This is a genomic window from Streptomyces sp. NPDC000075, from assembly GCF_040301925.1.
In the GTDB taxonomy this organism is placed as follows: domain Bacteria; phylum Actinomycetota; class Actinomycetes; order Streptomycetales; family Streptomycetaceae; genus Streptomyces; species Streptomyces polychromogenes.
This window is the reverse complement of the sequence record NZ_JBEPFL010000008.1, coordinates 195,219-220,775: the sequence shown is the minus strand read 5'-3', so window position 1 is coordinate 220,775 and position 25,557 is coordinate 195,219. Positions and strand designations below refer to the sequence as shown.

Here is a 25,557-nt window from a genome sequence, read left to right as displayed (position 1 = left end):
ATCGGAGCGGACGTCCGGCGGTAGCATGGCCGGGTGCTCCGCTTCGAAACCTCCGTCGAGGACCTGCTGCGCAGCCGCTTCGCACTGTCACCCGCGATGGACCTCTGCCTGCTGCTGCGCTCGCTCGCCGGCCACGACCGGCCACTGCCGCGCGCCTGGGCCACCCGGTTCATGCCGGCCTTCGAACGGCTTCGCCGCGAGACCGAACTGGACGCCGCCCTCGCCCTCCAGACCCGGCACGGCGGACCGGACTTCGTCGCCCCGCCCCCGCGCGGCCTCAGCCAGACGTGGGCGGAGGACCTGGCCGTGATCCGGTCCACCCCGCTGGAAGCGGCCCGCCACGAGATCGCCGCCACCGCGACCGGGCCGTCCGCCCGTGATCCCCGCGTACGCGCGGTGCTGGACTCGCCCGACGCCGTCCCCAGGATCGCCGAGGCCATGGACCGGGCCTGGCACGAGCTGCTCGCCGCGGACTGGCCGCGACTGCGCGCGCTCTGTGAGCGCGACGTCGTGCACCGGGTGGGCGTGATCGGCGAACACGGCTGGGCCACGGCCATCGAGAGCATGCACCCGGGCATCGCCTGGCGCGCCGGCGGCATCGAGATCGGCTTCCTCCGGGGCGGCACCGTCCGCCTCGCCGGCGACGGGCTCCTGCTGATCCCCTCGGTCTTCGTCGGGCACCTCGCCGCCCACACCGAAGCCCCCTGGCCCAGGACCTTGATCTACTCGGCCTGCGGCACCGCCGCCCTGTGGGGCGAACAGGAGACCGCCCCCCGACCGGACGCGCTGACCGCCCTGGTCGGCCGGGCCCGGGCCCGGCTCCTGGTGGCACTGGACGCCCCGGCCAGCACCAGCCACCTCGCCCGGACCCTGGCCATGGCACCCGGCGCGGTGGGGGACCACCTCGCCATCCTGCGCGGCGCGGGCCTGCTCGTCCGCGCCCGGTCCGGACGGTCGGTGCTCTACCGGCGCACCCCCCTCGGCGAGGCGCTGGTCGCCGGTTCGGGCTGAGGGCCCGGATCCCCGGCCGCGTCCCCGTCACTCCCCGAGGAGGGTGCGGGCCTGCGAGAGCAGGTTCAGGAGTTCGGTGCGCGAGGGGGTCTCCCGGGCAGGCTCGGGTGCGCGGGTGGTCAGGACGTGCAGGGCGACGGCGGCCTGGCGGGCGAAGAGGCCCAGCAGGTCCAGTTCCGGCAGGCCGGAGCGGGCCTGCGGGGACGGGTCGAGCACCTCCAGGACGCCGAGGACCCGCTCCCCGCGGATCAGGGGGGCGGCCATGAGCGCGTTCGGGACGTAGCCGGTGGACTCGGCGATGTCCCGGTCGAAGGACGTGCTGGCGCGGAGGTCGTCGACCACCATCGGCTCCCCCGAGGCGGCCACCCAGCCGGCGATCCCGCGGCCCGCCGGGAACCGGCGGCCCACCAGGAACTCCTGGCCCTGCCCGGAGACCGCCTCGAAGACGAGCTCGTCCGCCGGGACGTCCAGGAGCAGGATGGAGCTCGCCTGCGCGCCGAAGATGGCGCGTGCGGTGTCCACCACCGACCGCAGGAGCTCCGCCACGGCCGGATCCGGCCGGGGTACCGCGGGCACGGCGGGGGCGATCGTCTGAGTCATGGGACTTCCCTTCCGGCGGCGGCCGTTACCGGCGCTCGTGGACACGGACGTTGGCTGCGGACAGGTACAGGGCGTTCTTCAGCTGGAACGGCGTCAGCCGGGGGCTGCTCGACAGGATCCGCGCGCAGAGCCCCGCGATGAACGGGGTGGCGTAGCTGTTGCCGGAGCTGCGGATCGACGTGCCGCCGAGCCACGCCACCTGGACCTTCTGGCCCGGGGCGAAGAACTCCACCGGGGGCTCGGGGTTGTAGAGGTGGAGGTCGGGGTCGTCCTCCTGGTGGCTGCCGACCGAGATCACCGAGGAGAAGCGCCAGGGGAAGCTCTCCACCCGCGTGTTGTGCGCGGAGGCGACGATCACGGTCCGCTGGAAGTACGCCTCGTCGGCCAGCCGGCGCAGCTCGTCCACGAAGCGCTCGTGGGTGGTGGACAGGCTGAGGTTCACCACGTCGAACCGCTGGCGGACGGCCCACCTGATTCCTTCGAGGAGGACGTCGCCGCTGCCGGAGAACCGGTCGCCCAGCACCCGGATGCTGGAGAGCTCGCAGTCCGGTGCGGTGCGCCGGATGATGCCGGCGCAGGCGGTGCCGTGACCGCAGAGGTCGCCCTCCCGCGTCTCCTCGACGTGGATCCCGTCCCCGTCCTTGAAGACCCGCCACGACCGGTCGACCGGCCCGACCATGGGGTGGTCACGTTCGACGCCGGAATCGACGACGCAGACGCGGACGCCGCGTCCGGTGCCGCCGAGGAGGCCCGCCTCGGGCGGGCCCGGTGGTCCGTCGGCCTCCACGGGTACGTCCGCGGGGCCCCGCCCCCGCAGGCCCCAGGTGAGTGCGGGCGCCGGCTGCTGCGCGGTGGTCATCGTGGTGTTTCCTTTCCGGCTCCGGTGGCCCGTGCGAGGGCGGGGCCGTGCCAGGGTGAGCGGCTGGGGCAACGGGAGAGCACGGCGTCGGCCTGGCGTACGGCGGGGAGGTGGCCCTTCGCCGCGAAGTGCCGGCGGGCGCGCGTCGCAGCCGAGGCCGCGGCGGCCGGGCGGTCCAGTGCGAGGTCGGTACGGGCGAGGTCGAGCGCGGCGGTGCCCCGTACGACCGGCGAGTCGGTCCGGGCGGCGGTGGCGAGCGCCCGGGCGGCCAGCCGGGTGGCGGCCGAGGCCTGCCCCCGGGCGGCGGCGATGCGGGCGCGCAGCCCGTCGAGGTCCGCGGACTCGGCGCGCGGCCGGGCCGGCCGTCCCCGCTCCCCGTCCAGCTCCGCGAGGGTGCCGTGGGCGGCGCGCCAGTCTCCGAGGTCCAGCCGGATGCGGGCGGCGTCCAGCAAGGCACTGCGCAGCAACGCCGTCGCGCCCAGCTCCCGCGCGGCGGCGGCGGCCCGTTCCAGGCTCAGGAGCGCTTCCTCGCGGCGGCCGGTCAGGGCGGCCACGGTCGCGGTGAAGATCGGCAGGAAGGCGTCGGCCTCGGCGTAGCCGAGCCGCTCGGCGAGGTGCCCGGCCTCCGCGAGGCAGGCCAGGGCGCCGTCGCGGTCGTCGTGGAGGGCCAGCACCACCGCCAGCGGGCAGTTGAGCGTCAGCCGGACGGCCCGGCGGCCGGCCCCCTGGTCGGCGAGGAGCGCGCGGCAACGGGCCACCGCGTCGGCGACCGGCTGGGGGCCGCGCCAGAGCGTGACCCCCAGCGCGCCGAGGGCCGCGGCCCGCTCCGGCTCGGCGTCGGCGCGTACCGCGTGGTCCAGCGCGCCGGCGAGCAGCCGCTCCGCCTCCCGGTGCCGGCCCTGTTCCTGGGCCCGCTGGGCGAGCCGCAGGCGGGCCCTGGCCTGGCCGAGGTGGTCGCCGGCCGCCGCGAAGACCGGCAGGGTGGCGCCGGCGGCCTCCGCCGGTGTTTCCCGCACGCCCGTGGACCGGCCGGCCGAGGCCAGGGCGAGGCGGGCGTGCGCGGTCTCCACCGGGTCCCCGCCGCCGGTCCGGGCCTCGGCCAGTACCTCTTCGAGAAGGGCCCTGCCCTCCGGGCCGCGCCCCAGGTCCAGCAGTGTCTGGCCGAGCCGTCGGCGGGCCGCCGTGCTTCCCGGCTCGCCCGGAAGGTACCGGGCGGTGGCCCTGGCCAGGACGTCGGCCGCCCAGACGGGGTCGGCGTGGGCCAGCGCCAGCCGCCCGGCCTCGGCGAGCGCGTCGGCGGCGCCCCGGCGCAGCCCGTCGGTGTGCGCGTCCTGGGCGCCGAGCTCGACCCGGTACCGGTACGCCCGTTCCAGATGGCCGCCGACGGCCGCGCCGCCCCGCCGGCGGACGGAGTCCAGCCGGGCCGCCCGTTCGTGCCGGTCGGCCCGGTCCTGCTTGGACTGGCTGGCGTAGACGACCTCCTGGATCAGCCCCCCGGCGAAGCGGAACGCCCCGCCGTCCGGCCGGATCAGACGGTGCCGGACCAGCCGGTGCAGCAGGGGGCGGAGCTCGGACCCGGTCCACGCCGGGGCGGGATCCGCGGCGAGCGCCGTGAGTTCGCCGGCGGTGAAGTCGCCGCCCAGGACGGACGCCAGGCTCAGGGCCTGGTGCTCGGGCGGGTCGAGGGCGTCGATCCGGGCGCCGATCAGGGCCTGGAGCGGGAGCGGGACGCTGTCCGCGTCGAGGGGGTCGCCCGCTGCCAGCAACTGCTCCAGGTGCAGCGGGTTCCCGCCCACCCGTGCCAGGACCAGGGGGCCGAGCGGCTCGCCGTGCGCCGTGCCCCCCGTCAGCTCGGCCGCCAGGAGCTGGGCCTCGGTGTCGGAGAGCCCGCCCAGCGGGACGGCGTCCAGGGCCAGTTCGGGCCGGACGTCGAAGAGCGGGGGGCGGGTGAGCAGGACGATCAGGACGGGTGCGTCGGTGAGGGCCCGCAGCAGCCGGTCGAGGGCGTCGAAGAGGGGCCGCGCGGCCCAGTGGCAGTCGTCGACGACCAGGACCACGGGGCGCGCTTCGGCCAGCCGGGCCAGGACCTTGGCGAGCGCGGCGCAGGTGTCCGCCGGTGACGGGTGGGGCGTTCCGTTGAGGAGCAGGCCCTGGTGGAGCAGGTCCAGTTCGGGCGAGGGCAGGGCCGGGCCGCCGCCGCGCAGCAGGTCGGCCACGGCTTCGGCGAGCGGCCCGAGGCTGGGCTGTTCGCCGCGGTCCCGGCAGCGCCCGGCGCCGTACCGGGGGCCGCCGGACGAGGGGGCGGCGGCCGCGGCCCGGCGGAGCCATTCGCGCACGAGCCGGGTCTTGCCCTGCCCGGCCTCCCCGCCGACCACCACGCGACCGGCCCGGCGGGTGCGCACCACCCGGTCCCACGCCCGGTCGAGCAGGCCGAGTTCGCGGGTGCGGCCGATGAACGCGAGGTCGAAGCGGCGCAGCGCGTCCGGGCCCTCCTCCTCGTCCAGCCCGAGCAGGCGGTGGGCGGCGACCCGGTCGCTCTTGCCCTTGAGCAGCAGCGGGCCGGTCCGCGCCGTCCGGACGCCCGGCCCGGCGGCCGCGAGGGTGTCCGGTCCGATGAGGATCTCCCCGGCGGCGGCGTTCTGCTCCAGGCGTGCGGCGACGTTGACCACCTCGCCGGAGACCATCGCCTGACGCAGGGTGGCCGAACCCGTCACGGCCTGCCCGGTGTTGAGGCCGATGCGCATGTCCAGCCGTACGCCGACGCCCTGCTCCAGCCGGTCGTTGAGCCCGGCCAGGGCCTCGCGCATGGCCAGGGCGGCGGCGACCGCCCGGCGGGCGTCGTCCTCCCGTACGGCCGGCACGCCGAAGACGGCCATCACGGCGTCCCCGATGAACTTCTCGACGGTGCCGCCCTGCTCCTCGATCCGCAACCGCATCAGGTCGAACCAGCGCAGCGTCACCGAGCGCAGGGTCTCCGCGTCGAGTGCGCCCGAGAGCGCCGTGGAGCCCACCAGGTCGCAGAAGAGGACGGTCACCACCTTGCGGCCGGTCGGCTTGGCCGTGACCGGCCCGGGGGCGCACGGGCTGCCGCAGAAGGGGCAGAACCGGGCACCTGGCGGCAGAGCGCTCCGGCACGAGGTGCAGGGCATGGGCGGGTTCCTCCGGTGGACGGGGCGGCGGTGCGGCGGGGTCAGAAGAGGGCGCCGCCCGCCACGTCGGCATGGGCCTGCACCTCGGGGGCGGCCGCGTCGAGCCGCCCCCTGATGTCGACGAGCAGGGCCACCTCCTGCGGGTCCAGCGTGCGCAGGACCTCGAACTGCTCCTCGCTGAGGGCGTCGAGGTCGAACCCCGCGGCGGCCAGCGCCTCCAGGGTGGGCTCGGCCGGCGCGTCGTCGTGCGGCACGGTGTCGTCGGTCACGGGTGTCCTCCGGGGTCGGCGGCGAGGGAGAGGAAGAGCCGGGTGAGCAGGTTCGCCGTGTGCAGCGCGCTGACGGACACGGCGGTCTGGCCGTCCGGTGGCGGTGCGAGCGCGTCGAGCACCCGGTACAGGTCGTCGAGGTGACCGCCGTCGAGCGCGGCGTGCTCCCTGACCGTGCGGAACGCGCTGCCGGGGAGTCCGGTGACCTCGGCGAGGCGGCTGGCGAGCCGGGGCCCGGGGGCGTTGCCCTCCAGGACCGCGATGTAGCCGAGCAGCGCGACGGGGTGCTCGTGCTCGATGCGGTAGTACTGCGCCCCGGCGAGCTCGACGACGACGGGGTGCGGGACGGCGGACGGCCCGGCGCCAGCGGCGGCGAGGTCCTCGAGCAGCCAGGTGTCGTGGTCGCGTTCCTCCCCGGCGTGGCGCCGGTAGTACGCCGCGAGGCGCCGGGAGGCGGGGTCGTCCCGTTCGGCGCACCGTTCGGCGGCCCGTTCCAGCAGGGGCACCGACGCCCGTACGAGCGGGTACATGGCCGCCAGGTAGCGCGGGTAGCGCTCTCGCAGCCCCTCCGGTCTCCAGAGGACCGCGGCCGCGGCCGCCAGGGCGGTGGCGGTGGGCGAGAGTTTGGTCCTGAGCGCGAGGGACGGGGTGGCGGTCATCGGCCGCTCTCCTCCCGCCCGGGGACCGCCTCGACCAGGTGCGCGTAGCGGGCGCAGCCCATGCGGCGGACCAGGTCGGCGGGGCCGGCGGCGAGCTGCTGGCGGGTGGTGAGCCGGTCGAGGAGTTCGCCGACCCGGCCGCCGGCGTCGCGGGCGGCGCCCGCGAGGACCTCGGGGCGGTCGGCGAGTGCGTGGCAGCTGCGGCAGTAGCCGGCCGGGGCGGGCGCGCTCGCGTGGCGGGCGTGCAGCCGCTGGGGGCCGACGGAGCGCAGCATGCGCAGCACGGGGGAGCCGAGGGAGCGTTCACGGACGGCCTGCCAGTCGTCCTCCGCGATGTGCCCGAGCCGCAGGTGCGGGGGAACGGGGCGGCGGTCGACCGTCCACTGGTTGCAGCAGGCGGCCACGGTCCCGTCGAACGCGACGACCGGCCAGGCCGCGAGGGTGCAGGGGGTCGCCCGGGAGCCGTCCGGTCCGGCCGGCGTCTCCCGGACGAGGCCGGCGGCGCGGCCGAGCGGCCGTACCTCGTTGACGAGCAGGGGCACCCGGCCGGCGAACGCGCGGCGGACGTCCGCGACGGCGTCCGCGAGGTACGGGTCGTCGGGTCCGGTGCCGGTGAGGTGGACGCTGGCGGGGATCCCGGCGTCGAGCACGGCCCGCAGGGCGCGCAGCACCTGCGCGCGGGGGACCTCGCGCTCGTGGTGGACGTCCATGCTCGCCGAGAAGTGGTCCAGGGCCGTGACGGCCCGCATGATCCGGTCCGGGACGCGTCCCTCACGGGCGAAGAACATCCCGCTGAGCAGGGCCACGCGGGAGCCCGCGGCGCGGGCCACACCGGCCAGGCGGGCGGCCAGCTCCGGCAGCAGCAGCGGTTCGCCGCCGGTCAGCATGACCACCTCGGGGCGGTCCTCGGTGCCGAAGGAGCCGAGGAAGCGCAGCAGGTGCCCGGCGTCGGGCTCCTCGGCGGCCGCCATGGAGGAGCCGGTGGAGCAGTGCGCGCAGCTCATGGGACAGCGGCGGGTGAGTGCCACCAGCAGGCCGCCACAGGGCACCGGCCGCAGGCCGATGAGCTCCGCGAGCTCCACGTCTGATCCTCCATAGCTCGAACCGCGCACACGGGTCGCGCGCGGGCATGGCCCGGATCGTGCCCACGCACGGCAGACTTCCGGTTCACGAACGCCTGGTGATCGGTACATCCGCAGGTCAGCACGGCCAAAGGGCCGGGCGCGGCAGGCCGTGCGGCGGCGCATCCGGGGCGTACCGCGTCCCCGGCCTGGGCGTATACCGGCGCCGAACCGGTGGCCAGGCGTTCCCGTACCCCGGGTTCCTAACTTTCTTCTCAGACGGCGGAACGACGCCGACGAACCGAAGGAGAAGAACATGAGCGAGAACATCAACCCCGAGGCCGAGACCGAGAACGAGGACATCGAGGTCGTCGCCCACAGCGAGGACGGCATCTCCGACGGCGGCGGCTGCGTCATCAACAACTCGCACGAGATGTGACATCGCTTCATCGAGGCTGAGCACCGCGCGGGCCCCCGGCTCCCGGCAGATCCTGCCGGGGCCGGGGGCCCGCGGCCACCCCGGCACCGCAACCGCCCACCGAGGAGCGGCACACCGTGAACATCCTTCTCTGCCCGCTCAGTGACGGCGGCTACCTCTACCCGGCGATCGCGGCCGGCCGTGAACTACGGCGCCGGGGCCACCACGTCAGCGTGCTGGGCCGGTCCACCGCGGCGCCCGTCGCCGCCGACGCCGGACTGCCCTTCGCGGCGGCCGAGGACTTCGGCGGCCACCGGGCGTTCTCCGCCACCTGGTGGGGACCGCGCGGCGCGGCGCAGTACCGCGCGACCGTACGCGCGGCCCGCGAGGCCGGGGCCGACCTGCTGGTCACCTCCGTACTCTGCACCGGCGCCCTGCTCGCCGCCGAGACGCTGGACCTCCCCGTCGTGGTGGTCGGGCTCGCGGCGCACCTGTGGGACTACCGGTCCGGCGGCGACGACGAGCCGCACCTGGGCCGGACCCGGCGGAGCCGGACCGAAGGCTGCCTGGGGCTCTACACCGACCTCCGGGAGGAGGCCGGCCTGGCGGGGCGCGCCCCCCGGTGGGGGGACGAACCGCTGCTGGGCGACGCGCTGCTGCTGCGCGGGGACCCGGAGCTGGAGTACCCGGGTGCGGTACTGCCCGAGCGGATCCAGCACGTGGGGCCGCTGTCCTGGGAGCCGGCGCCCGACCCGGCGGAGGTCGAGGAGATCGACGACCACCTGGCCCGCAACGGCAAGCCCGTCGTCTACGTCCATCTCGGCCGCTTCTTCGAGGGCAGGACCCTGTGGCCGCGGCTCAACGAGGCCTTCACCGACGGCCCGTTCCAGGCCGTGGTCGAGCAGGGCCGCTCGACCGACCCGCAGCCCGCCCCGGGCGCCGACATCCTGCCGGTCCGCAAGCGCTGGATGGGCCCGCTCGTCGACCGCGCCGGCCTCGTGCTGAGCAGCGGCACCTCGGCGCCCGTGCTGGCCGCGCTGCTGCGCGGCCGGCCCCTCGCGCTCTCGCCCAACGGCTCGGAACAGCCCCTGCTCACCGGCGCCTGCGTGCGGGCCGGTGTGGCCGTGCACTTCCCGAAGAGCCCCTCCGGGCAGGCCTCGGCGCTCCTGGAGTCCGCGTGGCGGGACGACGGCCTGCGGGCCCGCGCCCAGGTGCTCGGCGGCAGGCTGGCCGCGACGGACAGTGCGGCACGCGCGGCCGACGCCGTCGAGCGGGTGGCCGGGGCGGCCACCGCTCCCCGGCCCGGGGCCACCACCCCGCCCCCGGCCCGCGCCACCGCCGCCTAGGCCGTTCCCGCCGGACCCGGCCGTTCCCGCCGGGCCCGGCCCGCCGCCCAGGCGTCCGCTTCGTCGAAGGAGAACCATGAGTACGCGATCAACAGGCCTGGACGAGGCCGTGACCAGCCTGGCGGCGGGCACGCAGCGGTGGATACGGCTCCACGCGGCCTACCTCGACTCACCCGCGGCACACGCCGAGCTACCGGAGATCCCCCGCGCGAAGGCCCTCCTGCAGCTCGCGCTGCTCCGCCGCCACTGGGAGAAGTGCCAACCCGCCGACCCCGCCCTGGCCGAGGTGACCAGGGTGGTCGAACAGGTCTGGCGGCGACCCGGCTTCACGCGGCTCCTCGCCCTCGACGGAGGCCGCGCGGGCCAGTTCGCGCTCATGTACGCGGCGCTGGCACCCGGCGGGCCGGCCACCGGTGCGCCCCGTGCCCTGCTGGACCGGCTGGCGGCCGACGGCTACCTGGCGCCGGGCCGCAAGCCGCCGTTCGTGCACCTGGAAGCCCGCTTCTACTCCGATCTCGCCGGCATCGAGCACGAGTTCGCCCCGTACGGGGAGCTGTACGAGGCGAGTCCGCTCCCTCTCGCCGGCCCGCTGCCCGTGGCCGACCTGGACGCCTGCAAGGTCGCGCACACCCTCTTCTACCTCAGCGACTTCGGCCTGCGCGAACTCCCGCTCCCCGCGGACGAGCGGGAGCGGGCCCTGCGCGTGGTGGAACGCCTGACGGACCACTGCGTGGGGCTCGGCGACTGGGACGTCGTGCCGAAGCTGATGCTCGCCCAGTACTGCCTGGGCGCGGATCCACTGCGCACCGCCTCCGGTGCGGCGGGCCTGCGGATGCTCGCCGCGGCCCAGGCCCCTGACGGGGCGATCCCCGGACGCTCCGCCGCCGAGCGGGTCCCGGCGGACGCCACGCCCGTCGCGTACTTCCGCAAGTCCTACAAAGTGACCCTCGTCGTGGCGCTGATGACGCTGGTCGTCACAAGCGGCCGGACCAGAGAACCCGCCCTGACGGCGGCAACGGCCCTACGGGAGACCCTGTGAGCATCGACCAAGCAGTGAGCATCGGCCTCCCCGTGAGGCTCGCGACGGCCACCGACCCGGCGGCGCCGGACACGGCCGCCTGGAACCCCCCGGCCCTCCCCGACGGCGCCCGCCTCCTGAAGGGCGAGCGGAACTGGTGGTTCCTGGGTCCCGGCGGGGTCGCCCGCCTCCGCGACCGGCACGTCACCCCCGAGGGGGGCCTGCGCCCCGAGGCGCGGCGGCGGCTGCACGAGACCGGCATGCTGACCCCCGGCCGGGTCAACGCCTACGCGCTGACCGTCCTGACCAGCACCCACTGCAACCTGGGCTGCGGGTACTGCTTCCAGAACACCGCCCAGGACGAGGCGGGCGGCAGCCGGCCGCCCCGCATCGGCCGCACCCGCCTCACCTCGGAGACCATCACCGACATCCTCGGCTTCACCGAGCGGCAGATGGCCGCCGCCGGCCTGGAGAAGCTCAGGATCCTGCTCTTCGGCGGAGAGCCCCTGCTCAACCCGCGCGGCTGCCTGGAACTGCTGGAGCGGGCCGCGGAGATCGCGCCGACCACGGCCTGGATGATCTCCAACGCCACCCTGCTCACCCCGTCCCTCGCCCGCAAGCTCACCGACCGCGGGCTGACCTCCGTCCAGGTCACCTTCGACGGCGACCGCGCCGACCACGACCGGATCCGGATCGGCCGGGCAGACGGCGGCGCCACCTTCGACAAGATCGTCGGCAACATCGCCCAGGCCACCGAGGCCACGCCGCTCCAGTGGATGCTGCGGGTGAACGTCTCCCAGGAGACCTTCCACGGCGTGGACGCCCTGATCGACCGGCTCGCCGGCGCGCTCGACCCCGGCCGGTGCACCCTGTACTTCGCCCGGATCGGCGACGTGGGCGTCGGCTACAGCAACAGCCTGCTGCACACCGGTGAACTCCCGGCCGCCTTCGCCCGGTGGCAGCGAAGGGCGCTCGACCTCGGCTTCGTCGTCGGCCGCCCCGGCGCCCGCCAGACGTGCGTCACCTGCGGCCACACCGACGGCCGCTACGGCGCCGTGGTCAGCGCGGACGGCACCCTGGCCAGCTGCTGGGAGACGGCGGGCAAGCCCGACTGGGAAGTCGGCACGGTCACCGACGGCTACCGCCCGGGCGAGGAGACCCGCGACCGCTGGATCGCCTGCCAGGACCTCTACCGCTACGACGAGGACGCGCGGACGCTCGCGAGGTTCCGCGACTCCGTCGACACGGCCCTGCTCGACTACCTGCAAGAGACGGGGCGCCTGTAGCCATGTCCTCCCCCCTGGAGCGGCTCGCCGCCGGCGCGCTCGGCTGGCTGGGCGAAAACCTGGACCACTTCGACCCGTTCTCCGCGAGCGCCCAGCCGACGGCCCTCGCCAAGGCGAAGGCGACGCTGGAACTGGCGCTGCTGTGCCACTGCGCCGCGCGGCTGCCCGGCCCCCCGGAGGCACTGGCCCGGGCACACGCCCTGGTCCGCAAGCTCTGGCAGGACCCGGACCTCCCGAAGCTGTTCGCCGAGGTCCCGGCGTACGCCTCCACCTACCGGCTGATCTACGCCGCCCTGGCCCCCGACCGCATCGACGCCGGACCGGTCCGGGCGGCACTGGCGGAACTCGACCCCGGTTTCCTCTCACCGCGCGGGAAGTCCGCCTACCAGCGCATCGAGATCCGCCACTACGCCGACAAGGCCGGTGCCCGCCACACCGTCGAGCCGTACGCCGCGCTCCTCCCGCTCAGCCCGCTCGTCGCGTACCGCGCCGCCGGGCCGGGGGAGGAGCAGGCGCGGGACGGGGCGCCGCTCACCGAGCCGCAGGCGTACGCCCTGACGCACACCGCCTTCTACCTCGGCGACTTCGGCCGGACCGCCCCCGGACTGGACGGAGGGGCCCTGGCGCACGCCCGGGACCTGGCCGACCGGCTGCTGCGCCACTGTGTCGCGCACGACCGGTGGGACCTGCTCGCGGAGCTGGTCCTCACCCGGTACATCCTGGGGAGCGATCCGCTGGACACGCCCGCCGCGGCCGAGGCCGTCGAGTGCCTGGTACGGGCCCAGCGGCCCGACGGGGCGATCCCGGGGCGGTCGGCCGCGCTGGCGGCGCACCCGTCGGCCCCGGCCGGCGAGTTCTTCGCGAAGGCGTACCACACGACGCTGGTCACCGCCCTCACGGCGCTGGTCGTCTCCTCGCCGAGGCCCTCATGAGGCCGCGCCTGACCCTGATCAACCGCGACTACACCCGGCTCTGGGCCGGGCAGGCCGTCTCGTCCGTCGGGGACGCCGTCTTCAACACCACGCTGGTGCTGTGGGTGGCGACCGTGCTGGCCAAGGACGAGCCGTGGGCGCCGGTGGCCGTCGGCGGGATCGTGATGGCCTCGGGCGTCTCCGTCCTGGTCATCGGTCCGCTCGCGGGCGTCTTCGTCGACCGCTGGGACAAGCGGGCCACGATGCTGCGCTCCGAGGTGCTGCGCGGCGCCCTGGTGGCCGTACTGACGGCCCTCACCCTGCTGCCGGACGGCACCCTGCCGACCGGTGTCTGGCTCGCCCTGATCTACGTGACCGTCCTCCTGCTCAACGCGGCCGGCCAGTTCTTCTCCCCGGCGCGCTTCGCGGTCCTCGCGGACCTGGTGACCGGGGACGCCGACCGGGCCCGGGCGGCCGGCATCGGGCAGGCGACCGGCGAGACGGCCTGGATCATCGGCCCGCCCCTCGCCGCGCCGCTGCTGTTCACCGCCGGACTCCAGTGGGCCCTGCTCCTCAACGGCCTCTCGTACGCGGTGTCCTACGCCGCGATCCGCTCCGTCCGCGTGCGCGAGGCCCGCCCGGTCTCCGCCCCGGCGGGCGCCGCGCGCAAGCCCGCAGCCCGGCAACGGGGCGCCTGGGTAAGGGAGTTCGCGGACGGGCTGCGCTTCTTCGCGGGCAGCAGGTTCCTGGTGGCGCTGCTCCTGCTCACCGTCATCGGGCAGTTCGGGATGGGGGCGCTGGGCACCCTCAACGTCTTCTTCGCCACCGGCAACCTCCACGCGGACGCCCACCTCTACGGATACCTGGGCATGGCGATGGGCGCGGGCGGCATCACGGGGGCACTGAGCGGGGGCCGGACGGTCCAGTGGCTCGGGGCGCGCAGGACCACCTGGATCAGCCTGCTGGTGAGCGGTGTGCTGCTGATCGCCTACTCCCGGCAGACCGGCTTCCCGGCCGGTGTCGCCCTGCTCTTCGTGTTCACCGTTCCCCTCACCCTGCTGAACACCGCGATGTCACCGCTGCTGCTCGCGGCGGCGCCCCCGGAGTACCGGGGCCGGGTGGTGGCCGTGTTCTACCCGGTGACGAGGCTGGCGTCGATCCTCTCCGCCGCCCTGTCCGGCTGGCTCGCCGGGTCCGCGCTCCGGGGCGTCGACGGCTCGCTCGGGCCGCTCCGGTTCGGCCCCGTCGACACGGTCATCGCCGTGGCGGGGCTGGTCATCCTCCTGGCGGGCGTCTTCGCGTGGGCCGCCCTTCCCGGCACGGAGAGTGCCGGAAAGGCCGCCGCCGGGCGGCCGGAGCGGGCACCCGAGCGGAAGGCGGCCGCCGAGGTCATCGCCCACGACGACGGGGAACCCTCCCCTTGAGCCCCGGCCGTCCCCGGCCGCCAGGCTGTCGGAAAGCGCCCTCAGCCCGGGGTCAGGACGGGGGTGCCGAGTCCGCAGGCGCGCGCGTAGAGCCGTACCAGGTGCGGCAGTTCGTACTGCGCCGCGTGGGCGGTGACCTCGCCGCAGGGCGAGGTCACCATCCCGGCGTCGATGAGCGCCTCCACCACCCGTACGGCGTGCCGTTCGTCGCAGCCGAGGGCCTCCGCCGCCTCGGTCAGGCCGAACGGGCCCTCTCCGGTGCCCGCGGCCAGTCGTCCCGCGTCCCGGCCCCACTCCTGCGGCAGCGCCTCCCAGCCGTGGGCCAGCCACCGCCGGACGGACACGTCCCCGGAGGTCAGTTCGTCCAGCGCTCCCGCCGGGTCGGTGAGCCGGTCCGCGAACTCCCGCAGCGGCAGGTGGCGCAGGACCGCGAGCCGCATCCCGCTCACCCGGACCGCCAGCGGTGAGCCGCCGCAGGCGCGCACGATGCGCAGGGCGGACTCCCGGTCGGCCCGCACCCGGCCCTGGCCTATGAGCCCCGTGAGCAGCTGCACCGACTCGGCGGTGCCGAGCGGCGGGACGGGGATCCGGTGCACGGGCGCCAGACCGCCCAGCTGGCCGCGCGCGGTGAGCAGCACCCTGGCCCGCCCGCCGTGCGGGAGCAGCGGCCGCACCGCGCCCTCGTCGGGCACGTCGTCCAGGACCACCAGGACGCGGTGCTCCGCCAGCCACTCCCGCCATGCCTCGGGCCCGAAGGGGCCGCTCCGGCCGACCCGTTCACCGAGCTCCGCGAGCACCACCGGCAACGGGCGGGGACGGCCGTCCCCGCCCCGCAGACAGACATGGATCCGCCCGTCGGGGAACCGGTCGCCGAGCAGGTGGGCGGCGCGTACGGCGAGGGTGGTCTTCCCGGACCCGGCGGGGCCCGACAGCAGGACGACGCGGCCGGCCCCGTCGTCCTCCAGGAAGCCGACGAGATCGCGCAGTTCGCCGCCGTGTCCGGTGAAGTCGACGAGGTCGGGAGGCAGGACGGCCGGCGGCCGGGCGGCCGGCCGGCGCGCGGCCGCGCCCGCCCGGGCCCCGTCCTCCCCGGCGAGGATCCTGCGGTAGCGGGCCGCCATGGCGCCGCCCGGCTCCAGGCCCAGTTCCCGGGCCAGCAGCTGGCGGTAGTCGTCGTACGCCGCCAGTGCCTCGGCCTGCCGGCCGGCCGCGCTCAGGGCGCACATCCAGGCGGACCGCAGCCGCTCGCGCAGCGGGTGGCGCTCCACCAGGTCGCGCAGCACCTCGGCCACCGCCGGCGCGCCGCCGAGCTCCAGCTCCGCCTCCGCCCAGCCCTCGTAGGCGGTCAGACGGCGCAGCTCCAGCCGCTCGGCCTCCTCGGCCAGCCGGGGCGACTGCCGCAGGTCCTCGCCCAGCGGCGGCCCCTGCCACAGATCGAGGGCCTGGCGCAGCAGCCGGGCGGTCTGGCGGGGCGCCTGCGTCTCGGCCTCGCGCACCAGGGAGCGGAACCGCAGGAGGTCGAGCTCGTCCTCCGCGACGCGCAGCACGTACCCCCCGCCCGTGTGGGTCAGCCGCGGCCGGAGCGGATCGTCGTCGCCGAGCAGGGTGCGCAGGGCGCTCACGTACACCTGGAGGTTCTTGCGCGCGGTGCGCGGGGGGTCCTCCTGCCAGACCGCGTCGGTCAACGCGTCCACGGAAACCGGGCTGTTGGCGGAGCCGAGCAGGGCAGCCAGCACGACCCGCTGCTTCAACGGGCCGAGCGGCAGCGCCCGGCCGTCCCGGTGGACCGTGAGCGGGCCGAGGACGGAGAACCTGAGCGTGCCGGGTGCGGCTTCGGGCTGCGCGAACGGACGCGGCATCGGGCGAACCTCCGGGGGGGGGCGGGAGCGGGTCGGTCCCCTCGATGATCCGAGGCCCACCCCCCGTCCCACATCGGTGCCGGCCCCGCAGAGTCCCGCCGGCCGTGACCCCGTCATGGGGGACCGGACCCCCATACAGGGGGCGGGACCCCCACATTGGCGGGCTCCGTCCCCCATGCCCCGCACGCGTCCGCCCGCCCCGCTAGGGGCCGTCCGCGCACTCCGCGGACAGGGCGCAGAGGGCCGCCCGGTCGGCGGAGCCGGTCTTGGTCATCAGGCTCGCCATGTGCTTCTCCACCGTGCGGGGCGAGATGGACAGGCGCTGGGCGATCCGCTGGTTGCCCGGCCGCTCCGCGAGCAGCACGAACACCTCGTACTCGCGCGGCGTGACGCCCGCGGCGCGCAGGCCGGCGGGGATCCGCTCCCGGCCGCCCCGGCGCTGGCGGACGCTGGCCCCGGCATGCCGCAGGACGGCCCGGCAGGCCCCGGCCACCGCCGGCACGCCCGCCTCGTGGAAGTACTCCTCGGCGGTCCGCAGCCAGGACACCGGCTCACCCCACGCGTCGGCGAGCGCCGCCTCGGCGGTCAGCCGCAGCGCGAGGTGCCAGGCCTGCGGGAACACCGCCGCCGCGCGGCCGGCCCGCTCCACGGCGCGCAGCGCGCCGTCCGGGTCGCCGTCCCGGCCGCGCAGCACCGCCTCCGCCATATCGAGGAACATCCGGTTCCAGGCCAGCTGCCCGCCCGGTGAGGCCAGCGCCTCCCGGTACGCCTGCGGCCCGCCGTCCTCGCCGTCAAGGATCCGCAGCAGCGGGCCGAGCCCGTACCGGCCGCTGAGGTAGAAGAAGCTCGGGTGCTCCCGCTCCCAGGCCAGCGCCGCGTCGAGCTCGCTCTTCGCCCGGCCGCGGTCCTCGCCCATCAGCGCGCCCACGGCCTGGCACAGTCCGCGCTGGAGGGGCACGAGCATGGACTCCTCACCACCGGCCCGGCGGAACCGGAGCAGGGCGCGTTCCTGCTCGCGGGCCCGCCCCTGGTGGGCGGCGAGCGTGGCGTCGACGAGCAGCAGGTAGCGGTGCGTCGACAGGTTCTGAAGGCGGGCGCTGGCCTCCACCGACCGCTCGACGATCCCCCGCGCCCGGTCCCACCGGCCGCCCAGCACGCTCTGCATGGCGAGGAACCCGTCGACGGCCTGGAGCAGGGCCAGCGAACCGAGTTCGTGGGCCGCCGCGCGGGCGGTCTCCAGCCGGGTCGCCTCACCGGTCCGCATGAACGCGTTGGTGCCGAGCCGCACCAGCGCCTCCGCCCGGTACACCGCGAGGCGGTGCTGCTCGGCGACCGCCAGCATCCGTTCCAGGCAGGCGTCGGCCTCGTCGAACCCGCGCTCCCGCGACAGCATGGCCAGCAGCTGCCATGCCTGGCAGGCCACCACGGGCCGGCCGCGCTGCTCCGCGGTGAGCGCGGCGGACCGGGCGGAACGTTCCGCCTCCTCCAGCCGCCCGCGTCCGTCGCCGCCGGCCCGGCCTTCGCCGCCGGCCCGGTCGTCCCCGCCGGCCCGGCCGTCCGGCTCCGGCAGCAGCGCGAGATGGCCCTCGACGACCGCGAGCGCCGCCTCCTGCTCCGGGCGCGGGGCGGCTCCGAGCAGGGCCCGCGCCGCCCGGATCCGCCGCCGCGCCACCTCCTGCTGCTCGGCCATGGTCGCGGCCCACGCGACCTGCGTGTGCGCCTGGGCCCGTTCCTCCGCGGTGCGCGATCCGGCGGGCGCCGGCGGAAGGTCGTCGAGCAGTGCGGCCGCCTCGACGAGCCGCCCGGACTCGGCCTGGGCGATCGCCAGCTGCACGGTGACCCCGTCCCGGTCCTCGTCGGCCGCGAGCCCCCGCGCGCGCTCCAGCAGCACGGCGGCCGAACCCGACGCGCCGGCGTCGAGCATCTGCCGCCCGACCTGGGCGAACTGCCGGGACGCCGCCACCTCGTCGCCCGCCGCCAGCAGCAGGGTCGCCAGCAACTGGCGCTTCTCGCCGGTGAGTTCGCAGGCGGACTCCTCGATGGCCGAGGCCGCGCGCCGGGCCAGCGCGGCCTGCTCGGCCGGTGGCAGCGAGGCCCTGAGGGCGTCGGCCGTCAGGGCGTGGCGGAAGGTGTAGTGGTCGTGGGCGGCCCCGTCCGGGGCGATGATCCCCACCTCGGAGGCCGACCGGAGGTGGGCGAACAGCGCCCGGTCGTCGAGGCCGGTCACCGCCCGCAGCGCCCCGACGGAGAACCGGCCGCCGAGCGTCGCCGCGACGAGCAGCAGTTCGCGCACGGGTTCGTCGAGCCGGTCCAGCCGGCGCGCCCAGCTGCGGACCGCACCCGCCGGCACCGGCGCACCGGCGTGCTCCGCGAGCCGCCACCCGCCGTCGTCCCGGCTCAGCCGTCCCGTGTCCAGCAGGTCGGCCAGGAGCACCTCCACCAGGTACGGGTTGCCGCCCGCCCACTGCGCGAGATGGCGGTGCGCGGCCGGCGGCACCTCACCCGGTCCGGCGTCCAGACACGCCGCCGCCATGTCCTGCACGGCGGCCTCGTCCAGCGGCCCCAGCTCCCTCAGCGCCGCCGTGTTGCGCAGTTCGGCGGCGAGCGCGAGGTCCAGCGCCGGGCCGGGGCCCGGCCGGAGCGTGCCGACCAGCAGGACCGGCAGCTGCGCCACGTTGTCCACGATGTACTCGACGACGGCGATCGTCTCGGTGTCGGAGTCGTGCAGGTCCTCCAGCAGCATCACGCAGCCGCACTCGCGGCCGAGCACCGCGAGCAGCCTGAGCAGCGCCTCGGCCAGTTCGACCAGGGAGATCGCGTATCCGGGCGCCGCCGCGCCGGTCCGCCACTCCGGCACGAGCCCGGCCAACGCGGGCCGGTAGGGCTGGAGTTCGGGGTCGTCCGGGGCGCCCGCCGCCCGGAACCGCGAGGCGAGCGCCTCGACCAGCGGCCGGAAGGGCACGACGAGCCCGGTGGAGGTGGCGCGGCCGCGCAGCACCGGCATGCCCCGGCCGTACGCGCGCAGGGCGGACTCACCGGCCAGCCGGGACTTGCCGATCCCCGCCTCGCCGAGGAGGAACACCGCCCGTCCGGCACCCGTCCTGACGCTCTCCAGGGCCTCGTCCAGCAGCCGGATCTCGGAGTCCCGCCCCACGGTGACCGACGACGTCGCGCGCATGGGCGAAGGCTACTTGATCTTGTTTGGGCACGGCAAAGGCCGGGAGAATCCCGGCCGTTGCCCGATCCGTCGGCCCTTCCCTCAGAACCAGTGGGAACCGGTGGTCCACCCGGTGAGGGCGCCGGCGTCGGAGTCCGTCGTTCTGAGCAGCTGGCTGCGCAGCCCCAGCAGCCCGCCCGCCCCGAGCGTCACCTCGCCCACCGGGTGGTCGTGGGCCGCGGTCTCCGCGCCGGTGCCGCCGTCGGCGTACGTCACCGAGTCGTTGATCTGCATGGTCCTCATCCGTCCTTCGTATCCGGGGGAGTGGTGGTCGTGCTGAGCCGTGCGGTGCTGCGGTGGTGCGGTGGGTCCGGTCGTGCGGTCGGCGTGCCCGTGGAGCGCGCCCCGGACGGCGGCGGTACGTGATGCCGGAGGGGCCCTCAGGCCGGGTGCAGGAGGAGCACGGACGGCACCCGTTCCGGGAACCCCGCCCGGAGGAGTCCGTGCCCGATCCCCGCCAGCCCGGTCAGCAGGCCGGGATGCGGGACCCCGTCCGGGGCGCCGCAGCGGGCGCCGGTCTCCTCGACGGAGGCGAGGAGTGCCCCGGCCCGGCGGATCCAGTGCGGGCGTGCCTCCGGGACGGCGCCGTGGCCCAGGAGTTCGCACAGTCCGGCCTCGCCGTGGCACAGGCCGTCGTCGGCGGCCGGCCTGTCCCGGCCCAGAGCCTCGACGGTCCTGCGGGACCAGGCCGCGAGGTGCGGGTCGTCCAGGGCGCCCGGCGCGTCCAGCACCGCGAGCGCGATGCCGGCGCGCCCCCGGCACCAGGCCGAGGCGCGGGCCTCGCCCCCGGACCCGTCGGCAGGCTCCCCGCCCACGGCCGCCCGCAGCGCGGACAGACCCGCCAGCCGGTACCGCTCACCGTCCCCGGCCGCCCTGTCCCCGGCCGCCCCGCCCCCGGACCCCGTCGCAGACTCGGCCTCGGCCTCGGCGAACCGCAGCAGGGCCCATCCGAGCCCGGCGGCGCCCGTCGTGAAGCCCCGCCCGCCCGCCGTGGGATCCACGGCGGTCAACCGGTCCGCGCAGGTCCGCGCGGACCGCCGGATCTGCCGCCCCTCGTCCCCGGCACCGGCCCCGGCCCGGTGGGCGGCCAGCAGCGCGACGAGCCCGCCCGCGACGCCCGCGCCCACCCCGTGCTCCCTCTCGGACGCGGCCGCCGCACCCGCCAGCCGCAGCGCGGCCGACGCCCAGGAGCCGACCTCCGGATCGTCCAGCAGCCGCGCCGTCCCGGCGAGCGCGTACGCGATGCCGCCGAGGCCGGAGAAGGCCCCCGAACCCACCGCGCGGACGTCCTCGGGCCGGCCGCTCAGCGCGTCGAGCAGCCCGGGCACCGGCGCCAGGGCCGTACGGGCCACCTCCGCGTAGTGCCCGGCCCCGGTGAGCGCCGCCAACTGGGCCAGGAACAGGGCCGGCCCGGTGTACCCGCCGGCCAGGTCGGCCGGCATCGGACCGACCCGCCAGTAACGGTCGTCCAGGAGCTCCAGGCCGATCCAGTTGCTGCGCGGTCCTTCGCGGTACGCGAGGGAGACCAGCCGGTCCCCGACGGACCGGGCCGCCGACAGCAGCCGCTCCGGCTCGGGGGCACGCTCCGCCGTACGGGTGCGCCGGTCCTCGGCGGGCCGGTGCGCGGGCGCGCGGGAGGCCGTCGCCATCGCGGCCCGCACGATCCACTCCTGGTCCTGGCGGTCGACCGTGTCCAGGGCGGCGAGCCTCCCGGTGACCCGGGCGATCCCGGACCGGTCCAAGCGGCCGGCCGACGGCCGCTCCGCCGTGCCCCACAGGCGGTCCCGGCCCGGACGGGCGGTGAACAGCGGTACGTCCCCCGCCCAGAGCTGGGCGATCTCGTCGTCGACCAGGCCGGGCGCGGGGACCGTCCCGAACACGTCGGTCCGCAGGGTCTCCAGAACCCGCTGGCGCTCGCCCGCGTCCTTCAGCAGACCGGGGTGGGTCGACTCGTCGAGCAGCGTGGCGTACACCCAGGTGGGGCGTACCACCACCCGCACTTCGTCCTCGGCGAACGCCTCCAGCAAGGCCGTTTCGTGCAGCAGTTCCTCCCTGGCCGCGCCGATCGCCGTGTACCCGTCGCGGAATCCGGCGCACAGCGCCTCGACGTGGGCCGTCGGTTCGATGGGCTCCCCGCCCGCGAGGCGTGGCCGGTTGGCGGATTCGGCGAACGTCCCGGCCCTGCGCACCAGGCGCATCCGGTCGGTGCCGGCGTCGGCCCAGTCCGCCCGGGCGACGGGCGACACCGCCGCGCGGCCGCCGCCGACCGCGGACATGTCCAGGGCACTGTGGTCGCCCACGAACAGCTGGGGCAGCAACCCGACGCGGTACACCGAGTCGTGGAGTGCGCGGGCGGCGGGGTCCTCCGTGGCGGTGCCCGGCAGCCTCGGGTGGAACAGGGTCTCCACGTCGACCAGCACCGGGTGCGCGCCGACGGCGATCAGGTTCTCGTGGTGCAGGTCGGTCCCGTCGATCAGGTGCAGCAGCGCCAGCAGCGCCCCCTGGCGGCGGTAGAACGTCTCGACCTCCCCGACGGAGGCACAGGGCCCCGCGACGACGAACTCCACCCACCCGTACGCGCCCCGGTCGAGCAGCCGCAGCGTACGGAGGTCCACGGAGCCGGGCAGCCCGTTGAACCAGGCGACGAGGTCGTTGAAGTGGCGGTGCGCGGAGAGCGGCCGCGGCTTGTACACCAGCCGGCTCCCGTCGGCGAAGCGCAGCAGCATCACGCTCCGTCCGCCCCGGTGGCCGTCCCCGGCGCCCGGCTCGACGCCCACCAGCACGCCCCCGCCGGACCCCGCCAGGAGACCGGCGGTCAGCCGGGCGTGGTCGTCCGCGAACCGCTCCAGCGCCTCCGCGACGGCGTCCGCCGCGTCGAGCGCAGCCCGCCCCAGGATCCGCGCCAGCACCGGGCGGCCGGCCAGCAGGGCCGCCAGACCGCGCCGGGAGGCGGTACGCCCCAGGAAGTCCCGGAACCGGGCCCGCGTGTCGTCCCCGTCGAGCAGTCCGGCGCTCCGCGCCTCGTACAGCTCCAGCACCAGCGTCCGCGCCGCCGCCCGGGCCAGCCGCGCGCCCAGGTGCCGCTCCAGGTCCTCCCGTACCGCGGCCACGTCCACGAGTCCGCGCACCCGCCCGGACAGCCCCCGCTCCAGCCGGTCACCCGCGCGGAGGGTGAAGGGCCGCAGGACCCACTCGAAACCGCTCAGCCCCGGGTGGTCCCCCTCGGGGGCCACGGCCCGCTCGGGCGCCAGGCGGGACGCCTCCTCGGCGAACGCGGCCCAGTCGGGCCGCCCTTCACCGGTGCCGCCGCCGACGAGCCCGGCCTCCCACCACCGCTCGACCGCCGACAGCGCGGTCCCCGCCGACCCCTGCCCAGCCATCATCGTCCCTCCTCGACCCCGGCCCACCGCTCCGGGCCACGCCCGATCCTGGTACGGGGGGTGCCCCCACCACATGGGGAAGAGACCCCCATGTTTTCCACCCCCACTCCACCCGGCCTCAAGCGGGCCCACACGGGTGCCCCGCCACGGCGCCGGGCGGGAGGGGCCGCTCCCGCCCGATACCGGTCGCATGGCGCCGCCGAACCGTTTCCATACCCGCCGGTCCTAGCGTCCGGTACGACCCACGGGGCCGCCCCCCGTCATCACCGCCTTCACCACCCTGTGAGGAGATCCCGTGCTCGAAGGCTTCGCCGAAGCGCTCGCGGACCGGGAGTACTACCTGCCGCTGACCAGCGTGGCCGACCCCGGGCCGCGCTTCGCTCCCGGCGAGGTGCCGCCCGGCCTGCACGGCACCGCCCAGGGCATCTGGACGGTCTGGGCCGGTCAGCGCACCGGGCTCGCCGAGGAGGGCTGGAAGATCCACGTGTCGGCACGACTGGACCGGGCGCAGCACGTGCTCGACACGGTCGCCGGCGTCTGCTTCGACGAAGGCGTGCCCTTCAAGCATCTGAGCGCCCGGCTGTTCTTCCTGTTCCTCCACCACAAACACGCCGGGCGGGCCCAGTCCGGCAAGTTCTGCGCCGTCTACCCGCCGGACACCGAGACGGCACACCGGCTGCTGGAGCGCCTGCGCGACGCGCTCGACGGGGAGGAGGGGCCGTACATCCTCACCGACCGGCGCTTCCGCGACTCACGGACGGTCCACTACCGCTACGGCTCCTTCGGCTCCCGCAGCCGGCTGCGGGCCGACGGCACCCGTGAGGGGCTGGTCCGCGACGGCTCCGGCCGTGACGTCGTGGACCAGCGCCGGCCCGCCTTCCAGCTGCCCGCGGGGATCACGGACCCCTTCGTCGGGCAGGAGGAACAGCCGCACGCCGGGCCGATCCTGATCCGCGACTACGAGGTGACCCGCGCGGTGCGCCTGAGCAACGCCGGCGGCACCTATCAGGCGCGGGACCGGCGGACCGGCCGCACTGTCTTCCTCAAGGAGGCCCGCGCCCACAACGGCCTGGTCTTCGACGGGAGCGACGCGCAGCAGCGGCTGCGGCACGAGCACCGCGTGCTGGGCGAGCTGCACGCGGCCGCCCCCGGGGTGGCGCCGGAGCCGCTGGAGCACTTCACGGAGTGGGAGCACGACTTCCTCGTCACCGAGTACGTCGAGGGGCAGCCGCTGGTGGGCTGGTTGAGCCGGTCCTCCCCGCTGGCCCGTGCCGACCGCACGCCGGAGTCGGTCGCCGCGTACTACGAGGCGTGCCGGCACCTGCTCGCCGGGCTGGACGACGCGCTCGCCCGGCTGCACGCCGCCGGCTACCGCTTCGGCGACCTCAGCCTGGGCAACGTCATGGTCACACCGTCGGGCGGGGTCCGGCTGGTGGACTTCGAGGCGGCCTCGTCCCTGTCCGACGCCCCCTCCAAGATCGGCACCCCGGGGTTCACCCCACCGCCAGGCCTGCTCCGGGACGGCGCCGATCCGCTGCTGCGGGACCGGTACGGCATGTCGGCGGTCGCCCTCTCCTTCCTCGCCCCGTTCAACGAGACCGCCGAGCACGCACCCGGCAACCTGCCGCTGCTGCGCCGCGACCTGGCGGACGTGGCGCCGCCGCAGGACCTGTGGCAGCGGGCGACCGCCTTCCACCCGGCGCGGGGCCGGACGCGGGACCAGGACGGTCCCGGCCGCCCGCCCTCCCACGCCGGGCCGGAGGCCGACCCGCGCGGCCGCCTGGCCCGGCTGGCCGGGGAGGTGGCCGCGGGGCTGCTGGAGACGGCCGACCCGGACCGGCCCGAGTGGGCCTTCCCGCCCTCGCCCGAGGCGTTCCGCACCAACAACGTGTGCCTGGCCTACGGCACGGCCGGAGTGGTGTACGCCCTGCACCGCGCCGGCGTCGCGGTGCCGGACGGGATCCGCGAGCGGCTGCGCCGCGACACGCTGGCGCTGCGCGACACCCTGCCGCCCGGCCTGCTCGTCGGCTCCGCCGGCGTCGCCGGGGTACTGGCCGGCCTCGGCCTGCTGGACGAGGCCGTCGACCTGCTCCGGGACGCCGACGGCCACCCGCTCACCGCCTCCTGCGCCACGCTGGCCGGCGGGCGGGCCGGGGTGGGCCTGGGCTGGCTCGGCCTGTACCGGCTGACCGGCGACGGCCACCACCTGGAGCGGGCCGCCGCCGTCGGCGGGGAGCTGCTGCGCACCCCCGACCTGCAAGCCGCCCTCGGCGAGCACGACGCCCGCGGCCTGCTCCACGGCCGCTCGGGTCTCGCCCTCTTCCTGCACCGCCTGGCGCGCGACACCGGCGAGGCCCGCTGGCTGGAGGCGGGCCGCCTGCTGCTCCACCAGGAGCTGGACCGCACCTTCCCGCTGGACGACGGCGCCCTGTCGGTCTCCGACGACGCGCGCCACACCCGGGCCATGCCGTACCTGGCCACGGGCGCGGCCGGGGTCGCGGCGGTGCTCACCCGCTACGCGGCCACGGCGCCGGACGAGCGCTGCGCGGCGGCGCTGCCGAGACTGGTCGCCGGCGTCCGGGTCTCCCGTGCCACGAAGGAGGCGGGCCTGTACCGGGGACTGGCCGGACTGACCTGGTTCCTGACCGGGCACGCCGAGCTCACCGGCACGGACGCCGCCCGCGAGGACGCCGTCCGCGCCGCGACCGGCCTGCTGAAGTACGCCGTCCCGTACCGCCGCGGGGTCCGCTTCCTCGGAGCGGGTTCGCAGCGGTTCACCTCCGACCTGTCCAGTGGCGGCGCCGGTGTCCTGCTGGCCCTGCACCGCCTGCTGGCCGGCCCGCTCCTGACGGAGCCCCACCCCACGCGTCCGGGGATCCCGGCAGCCCGCTGACGGCGCCGGGCGGACGCCCCATGAACGCCTGGGCACGGCGGCGGACAGCCCCGTGCCGAGGTTCGCGGTACCCGACCGACACCATCCCGAATCCCGAGAAGAAGACGGAGAGCACCCATGAGCCAGATCCTCGCGCTGCAGGCACTGGACACCGAGCCGGAGTCCCTTTCCTTCCCGCCCTGCTTCAGCGCCGCCTG

At 76.3% G+C, this 25,557-nt stretch carries 18 protein-coding genes; 8 read left to right on the top strand and 10 right to left on the bottom strand.

The window, feature by feature from the left end:
* Positions 1-33 precede the first annotated feature (33 nt).
* Positions 34-1,011, top strand: coding sequence for an ArsR/SmtB family transcription factor (locus ABT403_RS12870; protein WP_344158593.1), 978 nt, complete (start codon positions 34-36; stop codon positions 1,009-1,011).
* A gap of 27 nt (positions 1,012-1,038) precedes the next feature.
* Here ABT403_RS12870 and ABT403_RS12865 read toward each other — a convergent pair whose 3' ends face one another.
* The 6 genes from ABT403_RS12865 to ABT403_RS12840 are packed head-to-tail and all read right to left on the bottom strand — an operon-like array spanning position 1,039 to position 7,629.
* Positions 1,039-1,611, bottom strand: a complete 573-nt coding sequence (locus ABT403_RS12865) for a GAF domain-containing protein (protein WP_344158594.1) — start codon at positions 1,609-1,611, stop codon at positions 1,039-1,041.
* A gap of 25 nt (positions 1,612-1,636) precedes the next feature.
* A complete protein-coding gene (locus ABT403_RS12860) occupies positions 1,637-2,470 on the bottom strand; it encodes a S8 family peptidase (RefSeq protein ID WP_344158595.1) in 834 nt (277 codons plus the stop codon).
* Positions 2,467-5,619: an AAA family ATPase gene (locus ABT403_RS12855; RefSeq protein WP_344158596.1), complete on the bottom strand. Its 3,153-nt coding sequence runs from the start codon at positions 5,617-5,619 to the stop codon at positions 2,467-2,469. Before ABT403_RS12855 ends, ABT403_RS12860 begins: the two co-directional genes overlap by 4 nt.
* 41 nt (positions 5,620-5,660) lie before the next feature.
* Positions 5,661-5,888, bottom strand: coding sequence for an aroma-sacti cluster domain-containing protein (locus ABT403_RS12850; RefSeq protein ID WP_344158597.1), 228 nt, complete (start codon positions 5,886-5,888; stop codon positions 5,661-5,663).
* Positions 5,885-6,547: an iron-containing redox enzyme family protein gene (locus ABT403_RS12845; protein WP_344158599.1), complete on the bottom strand. Its 663-nt coding sequence runs from the start codon at positions 6,545-6,547 to the stop codon at positions 5,885-5,887. The genes ABT403_RS12850 and ABT403_RS12845 overlap by 4 nt, the downstream gene beginning before the upstream one ends.
* Positions 6,544-7,629, bottom strand: a complete 1,086-nt coding sequence (locus ABT403_RS12840) for a radical SAM protein (protein WP_344158601.1) — start codon at positions 7,627-7,629, stop codon at positions 6,544-6,546. The genes ABT403_RS12845 and ABT403_RS12840 overlap by 4 nt, the downstream gene beginning before the upstream one ends.
* Positions 7,630-7,924: 295 nt before the next feature.
* On the opposite strand from ABT403_RS12840, the gene ABT403_RS12835 reads away from it, so the two are divergent.
* From ABT403_RS12835 to ABT403_RS12810, 6 genes are all read left to right on the top strand, one after another.
* On the top strand, positions 7,925-8,047 hold the full coding sequence (locus ABT403_RS12835) for a hypothetical protein (protein WP_344158603.1): 123 nt from the start codon (positions 7,925-7,927) through the stop codon (positions 8,045-8,047).
* Positions 8,048-8,163: 116 nt separating this feature from the next.
* Positions 8,164-9,372: a glycosyltransferase gene (locus ABT403_RS12830; RefSeq protein ID WP_344158605.1), complete on the top strand. Its 1,209-nt coding sequence runs from the start codon at positions 8,164-8,166 to the stop codon at positions 9,370-9,372.
* 76 nt (positions 9,373-9,448) lie between these two features.
* Positions 9,449-10,411: a DUF6895 family protein gene (locus tag ABT403_RS12825; protein WP_344158607.1), complete on the top strand. Its 963-nt coding sequence runs from the start codon at positions 9,449-9,451 to the stop codon at positions 10,409-10,411.
* On the top strand, positions 10,408-11,676 hold the full coding sequence (locus tag ABT403_RS12820) for a radical SAM protein (RefSeq protein ID WP_344158609.1): 1,269 nt from the start codon (positions 10,408-10,410) through the stop codon (positions 11,674-11,676). Before ABT403_RS12825 ends, ABT403_RS12820 begins: the two co-directional genes overlap by 4 nt.
* Positions 11,677-11,678: 2 nt before the next feature.
* Positions 11,679-12,608, top strand: coding sequence for a DUF6895 family protein (locus ABT403_RS12815; RefSeq protein WP_344158611.1), 930 nt, complete (start codon positions 11,679-11,681; stop codon positions 12,606-12,608).
* A complete protein-coding gene (locus ABT403_RS12810) occupies positions 12,605-14,011 on the top strand; it encodes an MFS transporter (RefSeq protein ID WP_344158613.1) in 1,407 nt (468 codons plus the stop codon). The genes ABT403_RS12815 and ABT403_RS12810 overlap by 4 nt, the downstream gene beginning before the upstream one ends.
* A gap of 41 nt (positions 14,012-14,052) precedes the next feature.
* Here the strand turns inward: ABT403_RS12810 and ABT403_RS12805 are convergent, their stop codons facing one another.
* The 4 genes from ABT403_RS12805 to ABT403_RS12790 all read right to left on the bottom strand — a co-directional run bounded on the left by ABT403_RS12805 (position 14,053) and on the right by ABT403_RS12790 (position 22,467).
* A complete protein-coding gene (locus tag ABT403_RS12805) occupies positions 14,053-15,870 on the bottom strand; it encodes an AfsR/SARP family transcriptional regulator (protein WP_344158615.1) in 1,818 nt (605 codons plus the stop codon).
* A gap of 202 nt (positions 15,871-16,072) precedes the next feature.
* The gene (locus tag ABT403_RS12800; RefSeq protein ID WP_344158617.1) at positions 16,073-19,048 is read right to left on the bottom strand and encodes a helix-turn-helix transcriptional regulator; all 2,976 of its coding nucleotides are present in this window, start codon (positions 19,046-19,048) and stop codon (positions 16,073-16,075) included.
* 81 nt (positions 19,049-19,129) lie between these two features.
* Entirely contained in the window at positions 19,130-19,330 is a 201-nt protein-coding gene (locus tag ABT403_RS12795) for a hypothetical protein (protein ID WP_344158619.1), read from the bottom strand.
* A gap of 137 nt (positions 19,331-19,467) precedes the next feature.
* The gene (locus tag ABT403_RS12790) at positions 19,468-22,467 is read right to left on the bottom strand and encodes a type 2 lanthipeptide synthetase LanM family protein (protein WP_425580184.1); all 3,000 of its coding nucleotides are present in this window, start codon (positions 22,465-22,467) and stop codon (positions 19,468-19,470) included.
* A 295-nt stretch (positions 22,468-22,762) separates the two neighbouring features.
* On the opposite strand from ABT403_RS12790, the gene lanKC reads away from it, so the two are divergent.
* Entirely contained in the window at positions 22,763-25,360 is a 2,598-nt protein-coding gene (lanKC, locus tag ABT403_RS12785; protein WP_344158623.1) for a class III lanthionine synthetase LanKC, read from the top strand.
* Positions 25,361-25,557: the final 197 nt, after the last annotated feature.

Bases quoted from the DNA above. Each gene is read 5' to 3' on its own strand.
- ABT403_RS12810 (WP_344158613.1), top strand. From the start codon at position 12,605: ATGAGGCCGCGCCTGACCCTGATCAACCGCGACTACACCCGGCTCTGG.
- ABT403_RS12805 (WP_344158615.1), bottom strand. From the start codon at position 15,870: ATGCCGCGTCCGTTCGCGCAGCCCGAAGCCGCACCCGGCACGCTCAGG.
- ABT403_RS12860 (WP_344158595.1), bottom strand. From the start codon at position 2,470: ATGACCACCGCGCAGCAGCCGGCGCCCGCACTCACCTGGGGCCTGCGG.
- ABT403_RS12790 (WP_425580184.1), bottom strand. From the start codon at position 22,467: ATGGCTGGGCAGGGGTCGGCGGGGACCGCGCTGTCGGCGGTCGAGCGG.
- ABT403_RS12845 (WP_344158599.1), bottom strand. From the start codon at position 6,547: ATGACCGCCACCCCGTCCCTCGCGCTCAGGACCAAACTCTCGCCCACC.
- ABT403_RS12835 (WP_344158603.1), top strand. From the start codon at position 7,925: ATGAGCGAGAACATCAACCCCGAGGCCGAGACCGAGAACGAGGACATC.
- ABT403_RS12855 (WP_344158596.1), bottom strand. From the start codon at position 5,619: ATGCCCTGCACCTCGTGCCGGAGCGCTCTGCCGCCAGGTGCCCGGTTC.
- ABT403_RS12795 (WP_344158619.1), bottom strand. From the start codon at position 19,330: ATGAGGACCATGCAGATCAACGACTCGGTGACGTACGCCGACGGCGGC.
- ABT403_RS12865 (WP_344158594.1), bottom strand. From the start codon at position 1,611: ATGACTCAGACGATCGCCCCCGCCGTGCCCGCGGTACCCCGGCCGGAT.
- ABT403_RS12825 (WP_344158607.1), top strand. From the start codon at position 9,449: ATGAGTACGCGATCAACAGGCCTGGACGAGGCCGTGACCAGCCTGGCG.
- ABT403_RS12800 (WP_344158617.1), bottom strand. From the start codon at position 19,048: ATGCGCGCGACGTCGTCGGTCACCGTGGGGCGGGACTCCGAGATCCGG.
- ABT403_RS12815 (WP_344158611.1), top strand. From the start codon at position 11,679: ATGTCCTCCCCCCTGGAGCGGCTCGCCGCCGGCGCGCTCGGCTGGCTG.